7 protein-coding genes and 4 pseudogenes are annotated in these 8,844 nt (G+C 46.4%); 3 read left to right on the forward strand and 8 right to left on the reverse strand.

The window, feature by feature from the left end:
- The coding region (locus NDI45_RS30130; RefSeq protein ID WP_348249992.1) for an excalibur calcium-binding domain-containing protein at positions 1-112 on the forward strand (112 nt) is incomplete at its 5' end.
- Positions 113-167: 55 nt separating this feature from the next.
- Here the strand turns inward: NDI45_RS30130 and NDI45_RS30135 are convergent.
- From NDI45_RS30135 to NDI45_RS30155, 5 genes and pseudogenes are all read right to left on the reverse strand, one after another.
- A pseudogene (locus tag NDI45_RS30135) lies at positions 168-377 on the reverse strand (DDE-type integrase/transposase/recombinase); the annotation flags it as partial.
- Positions 378-398: 21 nt separating this feature from the next.
- Positions 399-1,400: pseudogene (locus NDI45_RS30140) on the reverse strand (IS5 family transposase); the annotation flags it as partial.
- A gap of 12 nt (positions 1,401-1,412) precedes the next feature.
- On the reverse strand, positions 1,413-1,721 hold the full coding sequence (locus NDI45_RS30145) for a transposase (RefSeq protein ID WP_348249986.1): 309 nt from the start codon (positions 1,719-1,721) through the stop codon (positions 1,413-1,415).
- A gap of 66 nt (positions 1,722-1,787) precedes the next feature.
- Positions 1,788-2,051, reverse strand: a pseudogene (locus NDI45_RS30150) (DDE-type integrase/transposase/recombinase); the annotation flags it as partial.
- 44 nt (positions 2,052-2,095) lie between these two features.
- Positions 2,096-2,860, reverse strand: a complete 765-nt coding sequence (locus NDI45_RS30155; protein ID WP_348249987.1) for a hypothetical protein — start codon at positions 2,858-2,860, stop codon at positions 2,096-2,098.
- A gap of 105 nt (positions 2,861-2,965) precedes the next feature.
- On the opposite strand from NDI45_RS30155, the gene NDI45_RS30160 reads away from it, so the two are divergent.
- Both NDI45_RS30160 and NDI45_RS30165 read left to right on the forward strand, forming a co-directional pair.
- Positions 2,966-5,926, forward strand: a complete 2,961-nt coding sequence (locus tag NDI45_RS30160; protein ID WP_348249988.1) for a Tn3 family transposase — start codon at positions 2,966-2,968, stop codon at positions 5,924-5,926.
- Positions 5,927-6,073: 147 nt separating this feature from the next.
- A complete protein-coding gene (locus NDI45_RS30165) occupies positions 6,074-6,238 on the forward strand; it encodes a hypothetical protein (protein WP_348249989.1) in 165 nt (54 codons plus the stop codon).
- An 89-nt stretch (positions 6,239-6,327) separates the two neighbouring features.
- Here NDI45_RS30165 and NDI45_RS30170 read toward each other — a convergent pair whose 3' ends face one another.
- The 3 genes and pseudogenes from NDI45_RS30170 to NDI45_RS30180 form a co-directional block, all read right to left on the reverse strand.
- Positions 6,328-7,068 (reverse strand): hypothetical protein, encoded by a 741-nt coding sequence (locus NDI45_RS30170; protein ID WP_348249990.1) that lies wholly within the window; start codon positions 7,066-7,068, stop codon positions 6,328-6,330.
- A gap of 166 nt (positions 7,069-7,234) precedes the next feature.
- Positions 7,235-8,317, reverse strand: a complete 1,083-nt coding sequence (locus tag NDI45_RS30175) for a DUF4157 domain-containing protein (RefSeq protein WP_348249991.1) — start codon at positions 8,315-8,317, stop codon at positions 7,235-7,237.
- 95 nt (positions 8,318-8,412) lie between these two features.
- Positions 8,413-8,844: pseudogene (locus NDI45_RS30180) on the reverse strand (hypothetical protein); the annotation flags it as partial.

Here is an 8,844-nt window from a genome sequence, read left to right on the forward strand (position 1 = left end):
TGATTCCCCTGATCTCGACTGTCGCGACGTCTCTGAACGAGGATTCCGAGTTGTTGGGAGTGACCCACATCGATTGGATCGGGACAAAGACGGCATTGGTTGCGAGTCCTGATGGTAGTGTCGCAAAAACTTTTTAGAGGCAAACGATATCTATCAAGGTCATCGTCTTAAACAGTTACGTCAAAGAGTGCTTCAATAAATTTGACCTGAGAGACACTACTCCCTTTGTCAATGCCGTTCACTTGCCCTTTGCGGATCATATTCATCGCTTCAATTCCACTCAAAGTCTTTCTGGCATTGTTGAATGACTTAAATTCCATCATCGCCTTCACGATGCGCTTGATGTTCCGATGATCCTGTTCAACAACGTTATTTAGTCGTCCCTGAAAAAGAGTAGTTCAAGCGTTCGCCTGAATCAGCGGAGCTGTGATGAAAAAGCGGAATAGTTTACGTAAATTGAAACCACAGCCAGCCAAAAGGGCATTGATTCGGTCACCCGTCTTACCACGCAAGTAGTTACGCTTGAGTGAATGGTCTTGCTTACTATGTCCAATCACAGGTTCTATGGCACTGCGACGTTTCAGCAGATGCTTGAGTGAACTTGTCCGTTGACGAGTGCCAGCAATCAAAACCTCGACATCCTCTGGATGATGCGCCTTACCCCGAAACCCTTTGTCCACCAACGCTTGCTGCGGTTTGACTGTGGTCAATTCTTGCGTCTGCTGAAGCGCTTGGCTAAGTGTTGCTCCGTCGTAGGGATTGCCATGCACACCGTCAATTCCAACAATCCAATTGCTGGCACTGGTGGTCACAACCACAACTTTGCAACCGAACTCATAGCGCTTGTGGACTTTGCCCTTGGCAATGCATTCAGTTTCAGGAGCATGCACACTGTAAATCTTGTTGCCCTGCTTGGGTTGCTGCTGATGAATTCGTTTGGCAATGTCTACTAACTTCTGCAACCGCACAGGCATTGAACTGACTTTGCGTTCAATGTCTCGAATCACTCGTCCCAAATAAGTCCGCAACTTGCGGGTCTGCTGCTTGGCTCGTTTGCCTTGTCGGGCAGCAGCGTAGCGGCTTTGTTGGAACAATGCTCGCTTGCTCAGGCGTACGTAGCTCTGCCGCAACTTCACCTGCTGCTTGCGGGCCGCACGCACCAATGCACCTCGGGCTTTGTCGTACAACCGAGCATCGGTGGGAAAGGCAATCGCTTTTTCCTGCACTGTGGTGTCTACGTTCACAACAGCAATCTCAGCAGGCTTTAAGGCTTGCTGATTGATTGCTGTTCGTAGGACTTGACCGAGCAATTTCTCAACCCCCTCTACCCTAATGCGACTCCGCCACTTCGGCAAACTGGTCGGGTGACAAGGCAGTTCGCGTTGAAATGTCTCTTCCCCACAGAAGTATTGCTAGTAAGGATTCTCCACCCACCGATTGACTACCGATTCATCGCTCTCGTCATAGAGGGCTTTCAAATAATGCAAGCCCACCATCAAACGAGTTGGCAAAGGCGGTCGTCCCCCATCGCTGCTCATTTGTTTGCCAAATTCCAACTCAAACTTGTCCCAATCAATCGCTTGACTCAGTTTCACCAAGGGATGTGCTGGGTTTAACTGGTCTTTCAACAGGGGTGGGGGTGGGGGTGATGACCCTGAATTAGGGCGAAATCCTCGACTCATTTCACCAGATTTTGCCAGCTTGGCGCGACTTTCTGGCAATTCTACACCCTCTTTGAAGCTTTGAAACCCTTACCACTTCTGATTTGAAGTAGTTTTTCAGGGACGACTATTTAGATACTTGCTCTGCCTCAGTTGGGTCTCTGGATCAATCAACTCATCCGCTTTGAGCGTCTCTATTGCCGCTGAGTAAGCCGCATTCTTGTACACAGTAATGACTCGTGGCACCTGGGTCTGCTGTCCCTTCAAAACCTTGCGAAAGAATCTTGCCGCTGCTTTCGCATCTCGCTTGGCGCTCAGCATAAAGTCGAGGGTATTGCCCTTCGAATCGACAGCACGATACAGATACTTCCACGCTCCCCTGACTTTGATCCCTCTTTTGTTACTAGGGGAGAAGGAAAAGACATCCAAGACAGTCAAGCTGTCTCTATTGTTGGCATTGGCAGGATGTGAAAGCGGTCCATGCAATCCATCAACCGATGCAACCCACGTTTCAATCCAGCAATCGGAAACACTTCTAACCATTTCTCAAGCCATCCCCAGCACCAGTACGGTTGGATCAGCAATCGTAGATTATTCAACGCACTTTTCCAGGTCGTCCCTACTTGCCAATCTGAATGCTGGCTGAACAGAGATCGTTGACCGATGAACTCAGCGATGTCATCTCCCTGTCTCTGCTGGCGCTGTTTGAATTCATCCGCGTGTAAACTCACAAGCAAATAAGCGCTGAAGATAATTTCCCACCACCGTTCAATACTGCCGTAATCCGTCAGGCGGTAATCATGCCAACCCAGTTCATTCTTGACTTGCTTGAATCCATACTCAATCCAGGTTCTCAAGGTGTATTGACTGCCAACACTGCCAATGATGTCCCCGGTTAAGTTGGTCATAATAAACCAACTATCTGCTTTGTCTGGGTCGTTAGTGCTGCCTTTGCTAATTTGGTAGAACCGTACACTTCGACGGGTGCCGAAGATAATCTCGCGGATGTAGCGACGTTGGGTGGGATGGGCGGCTAACGGTTGGTCATAAGCCCGCCAACGGTTGTAGCGCACCCGTTGTCCTTTCGGCAGCAATACCCCATGATTGGAGCGGATTGCCACAATATAGGGGTAGTGGGCACATAGGTGCAAAAAACGGCAAAGTAGTACATTCGCATTATTTTGAGATTTGGCTCTCATTGCTCAAGTGTAGAGAACGCCGGTTTTTTAACCCTCAGCGATGAGCGAGGAGATGGATCACACTTTTAGGAGACACTGAACGAAGTGTAGATCGAGGAGTGGGTGATGAAACGGAGTTTGGAATTACACGAATTGATTGAGCAGTGGACTCTATTACCGGATGAATTAGCATGGTTGAGTAACAAAATTCGAGAAACCCGTTTAGGGTTTGCCATTGGACTGAAGTTTTTCCAGCAGGAACATTGCTTTCCTGCGGCAGCTAATGACGTTCCTCCTGAAGCTATCAGCCATGTTGCTCAACAGGTTGAGGTGGATGCTACTGAGTTTGAGAACTACGATTGGGACAGTCGTGTGGCTCGTTATCATCGCCAACAGATTCGAGAACTTTGTGGCTTTCGCCGTTCAACTGCATCTGATATCAAGTTTCTTTGCCAGTGGCTAGAGGAAGCGGTGATTCCACGAACGTTAGACGAGAAACAGCTTCAAGAAGCTGCAAATCAACAGTTTAGGCAGTTAGGAATTGAACTTTTGACGGTTAAACAACTGAGAAAAACAATTCAGACTTCCTTATCTAACTATGAAGCCAAATTGTATCAGAGGACGTTTTCTCAACTTTCATCTTCAGTTCAAGCGGCCCTTGATGCCTTGCTTAAGTCACCTGATAAATCAGCTTCTCCAGACAATGCTGCTCCTGAAGATGACATTTCACGCTTTGCCTTTCTCAAGCGAGAGCCAGGGGCAATAGGTGTGAAAACCCTGTTGCAGGAAGTGAAGAAATTGCAGATCCTGCGGCAGGTTGGACTGCCTGATGATCTGTTTCAATCGCTTCGGGCGAAGCATCTGCAAGTTTATCGCACCCGTGCTGCAACGGAATCAGTTTGGGAGCTACGCCGTCATCCTGTCCCAATTCGCTATACGTTGGTTGCTGCCTTTTGCTGGAGACGGCAACAGGAAGTGACTGATCAGTTAATCGACCTGCTCAATGGGATCATTCAAAAACTGAATCGTCGGGCAGAACAGCGAGTTGCAGAGGAAGTATTTCAAGACTTCAAACAAGTCACAGGTAAACATCAACTCCTGTATCGAATTGCCACCGTCTCTTTGGCGAACCCATCAGGTTCGATTCAGGAGCACATCTATCCCATTGCCAGTCCTCAAATTTTACAAAACATCATCCAGGAATTCCAGTCCAAGGGTGTAACTTACCGTCAACGCATCCATAAAGTTGTTCATAAGTCATACAAACATCATTATCGTAGGATGATTGCTCCAATTCTAGAAACCCTAGAATTTCGCTCAAACAATGAGTTTTATCAACCAATTATTGCTGCAATTGAATTGTTGAAGCGATATGTTGATTCTCAACAACAATTCTATGATGTCAAAGAAACAATTCCGCTCCAGGGCATTCTCAGTGCCAGTCAGTCCGATATTTTGCTGACGATTGATGCTCAAGGCAAGCCTCAGATTGATCGCATCAACTATGAAATTGCTGTCTTGCAAGCTCTACGTGACGCTTTACGATCGCGAGAAGTATGGGTGGTCGGAGCGGATCGCTACCGTAATCCAGCCCTTGACTTGCCTGCCGACTTTGAGGAGATGCGAATCGATTATTACGAAGCACTGCACCAGCCTACCGATAGTGAAGCGTTTGTGACTGCACTTCAACAAACGATGAAGTGCTCCCTGGCAAGCCTTAACGACAACTTGCCGAACAATTCCAAAGTCAAACTTCTAAACAAGAAGGGCGGTTGGATCAAGCTTTCGCCATTAACCAAGCAACCAGAGCCTGAGCATCTCGAAGCATTGAAAACAGAGTTGGTACAGCGATGGCCCATGACAAACCTATTAGACATTCTCAAAGAGACCGATCTGCGAATCGGCTTGACGCAGTGTTTCAAGACGATGGGCACCCGTGAAGTGTTAGAAGGTGAAACGCTTCAGAAACGGCTGCTACTGTGCTTGTATGGGCTGGGAACTAACACTGGACTCAAACGCATTAGCAATGGCACAGTTGATGTAAGTTATGACGATCTCCGCTATGTGAAACGTCGATTTATTGATGCAGATAGCTTGCGGCAAGCGATTGTGCAAGTTGCAAACGCCACTTTTGCCGCACGGCATCCTCAAATTTGGGGCGAGGGTACAGTTGCTTGTGCAAGTGATTCCAAGCAATTTGGAGCATGGGATACCAATTTGGTGACAGAGTGGCACCGTCGCTATGGCGGACGGGGTGTCATGGTCTACTGGCATGTAGAGCGGAAATCAGCTTGCATCTACTCGCAATTGAAGACCTGTTCCTCGTCGGAAGTGGCAGCGATGATCAAAGGTGTATTGCGGCATGGCACCCAAATGAAAGTGGAAAAGAACTATGTCGATTCGCATGGACAAAGTGAAATTGGCTTTGCCTTCTGTTACCTACTGGGGTTTGAGTTACTGCCTCGTCTCAAAGCGATTGGTTCTCAGAAACTCTACCGCCCAGAAGTTGGCGAAGCGAATGCTTATCCCAATTTACAGTTAATTCTCACCCGTCCGATTCGGTGGAACTTGATTCGTCAGCAATACGACCAGATAATTAAGTATGCCACTGCTCTACGGCTGGGTACGGCTGATCCAGAAGTCATCTTGCAACGCTTTACACGCTCAGAAATCCAACATCCCACCTATCAAGCCTTGATCGAGCTAGGCAGAGCCGTCAAGACAATTTTCCTTTGCCGCTATTTGAACTTAGAGGAACTTCGTCAAGAAATTCAAGAAGGGTTGAATGTGGTGGAAAGTTGGAATAGCGCGAATAGTTTTATCTGCTATGGTAAAAGTGGCGAGATGGCAAGCAATCATCGCGCAGAGCAAGAGCTATCGCTTTTATCGTTGCACTTGCTTCAGATGTGTTTAGTGTACATCAATACACTAATGATGCAGGAAGTCTTGTCCAAAGAGCATTGGTGGCAACTGATGAACACAGAGGATTTACGAGGGATTACCCCACTGGTATACGCCCATATCAATCCATATGGGAAATTCGAGTTGAACTTTGAAGAACGCCTAGAAATTCAACTTGCGGCGTAGTTTTTGATGCTTTCTATTACAAATGGTTGAAGGATAGTTGGCTGATTTTCACAATCATTCGTACTACTCTGTCGTTTTTTGCCCCTATGTGTCTACTACCCCTAGTAGTGTGCCTGGAATGTCATCACAAAATTCAGTATGGGCGCTATGACGGCAAAGCCCTTTCACGCTGAGATTACTGGAAAGCGACGTGATACGGAAACGGTCATGCGTCGTTTGGAGGGGGGCGATTGGAAAAGTGCCAGCAATGGTAACTCGTTGGTCGCCTACCCTACCGCACGTCTAGATCTAACTGGGAGGGGCGGAGAGTAATATCTCCCCTCGACCCAACCTGGGAGGGGAGAGTTAAATGCTCTCCTCGACCCGATTATGCCGTTCTATTCTTAAGTTGCAACCAGCAACTACTCTATTACTTCTACGTTACTGTCAGTCAACTGTAAACCGTCTGGAATATTTCCGTTGAACGCAGTACAAGTACCAAATTCTTTCACAAACGCTCCATCAGTTGAGCCACTTCGTTCGTGATCGTATCCTAAATTGTGAAGAACCTCATGAACAAGAGTGCCTGCCCATCGATCTGCCTGCCTAGCTTGCGGAAAATCAGAAAAGGTGCGATCTACGATGACAGAGTTCAAGGCAACTCTTAAAAGATCTCCCTGTTCAGGGAATTGCCCAGGATTACCGATCGGTGCCCTTCCAGTATTATACTGAGTCACACCATTAGGTTGTCGTCTTGGTGCTGTCCACAAATCTGTAGTGGTCAACTTGATTGGACGATTTCCACTTGCTGCATTGACAAAAACACTAATCAATTGTGAATCAATTCTTTGTCTGCTAGCAGGCATAAATCTATTTGATCTCCTGTAAGCGCAGTCTAAGATCCTAGATCTCTGTGTTCGCATTCTGTCGTGTAGAATTTCCGAGGCAGAACGAATTAGTCTTTTCTGAGAGTCATCAAAAGCATTATCAGCATATACCCAGAAATTTCCCCTAGCGTAAACAAGCGTTCTAGGACGTATGTAAGCGACTCCAAGATTATCATCATTACTTTGAGCTACGACTGCCAAACCTGACAGCATAATAATGCTCAAAACGAGAAGGCTAAGAAGCAAGTATTTGAAATACTTAGATGCAAAGTTCATTCCAGATGGCTCCTACAGAGAGTTTGCGGCATAACGCTGTCCATTACCCGCCGCAGATAACCTTTGCTTCATAGCCGATTGGTTTCGATGGTCGATGTGCATGGGCTTTGTTAGACCGCTTGCGACAGCAATAATATCAAAAGATTTTGCATGTAAAATGCATCAGCTACAATCCCTGAAGCATACCTATGTCATTGAGACGATAGGTTTCTACCTGACCGTTATCATCTCTAAAAACAATGATTCCTTGCTGAGGACTTGTAATTTGTGCCCAAGTTCTACGCATACTACCTGGGGCGTAACTATGTAATTGTGCACCTAGACCTCGATTATCAACCCTGTAGGTTTCAATTTGTCCGGCATCGCGATCGTAGAAAAGCAGTTTATCAGCAGTGTAAACAATTAAATGCCAAGTGCGACGGCAGCTTGTTAGTCTCTGAATTACAGAACCATTGCTTGTGGTGAATGTACATACTCCAGCATCGCGATCATAAAAAAGAGTGTTTCCAAAATTGACAGAAATAGGGACTCCAGTAACGGGAGTATCAGCAAGTTGTAAATTGAGCCATTCCTCAAATCGAGCATCAAAAGCATAAGCCTCCTGTTCTAAGGAGATATTATCGTAGTTCAGATTTGCTCTCTTGTATGCTCTAAAATATTCATAACCAAATCTTTCAATGCCTCCAACTCGTTGACATTGTTGAGAATGCATAAGCTCATGAGCTAGAAGGACGAGCTGATTTCTATTTGTAGAGTTATACTGACCATTGACAAAGATCCTCTCACAAAAGGTTTGAGCATCAGTATGACTGTTATTTATAGTCATACCAAGAATTTGCCAATCGTCTAATGGTGGGACATTGTAAAACACCACAACGTTGTCAACCAAGTTGCCGAAATGTGGTCTTAAATAACGTTTTTGATATTCATCTAATGGCCGGGGTGACGATCCTCTTGCTGATGCTCTAGATAGCATTGCTTCACTGCCTTGCCTATATACAGCCTGTCCAGCCTGCCCCCATGCTTCTTCAGATAGTTCTCGCGGATTAGTTGGAATGTTGCCAGCAGGAACTTCAGGCACACATACGGGGACTGAGTTAAATCGTCCTGTATGCTCTGCTCTATGGAAAGGAGGACACGGATGAAAAGCTTTAGCTGGTGAGGATTGCCCAAAAAGGGTTGAAACAGCGATTACAAGAGCTATTGAAGTAGTAAAGAGACCAAGCAGAACACTACGACGAATTTTCATGTTGTGAAAAAAGGTATGGACTGGTTTCGCTCACAACCCACTTAAATCCCTTTACTTGCTTTAAAGGAGGGGCTTTGAGGATCAATTTATTCGCTTTATAGGAAAGAACAAAGTTTGCTCATGGGAAACTGGATAAAGTACCGAAAATTCACAAATTGCACTAAATCTTTATACATTTGGCGATTGCACTTCACTATACCTTCCCATTGCACACCCTGCAGTCTAATGACCCCGTCCACCCGCCGCCGATCGCCCTTCTCACTCCACCGATCGCCTCCTTTGGTCGAATTGGGAGCCGCTCCAGTGCCGTTAATCCCTCCCCAAGTGGCACGACTCCCAAAACCGACATGAATTCTTGTCGGTCCCATATAACCGACATCTCCGCCGATTCCAGTAGCCCCAAAACTTGCCGCTGCCTCAACAAATGCCTCAAAAAAAGGTAGATCACTTGGATCAGTAAATCTAAGAACACGACCATCTTTTATCAAGTCTAAGTCGGCAGCATTGCCTAAGTCATGTCGAGTGCT

This window comes from Leptolyngbya sp. GB1-A1, from assembly GCF_039962475.1.
Classification (GTDB): Bacteria; Cyanobacteriota; Cyanobacteriia; order Elainellales; family Elainellaceae; genus Leptolyngbya_A.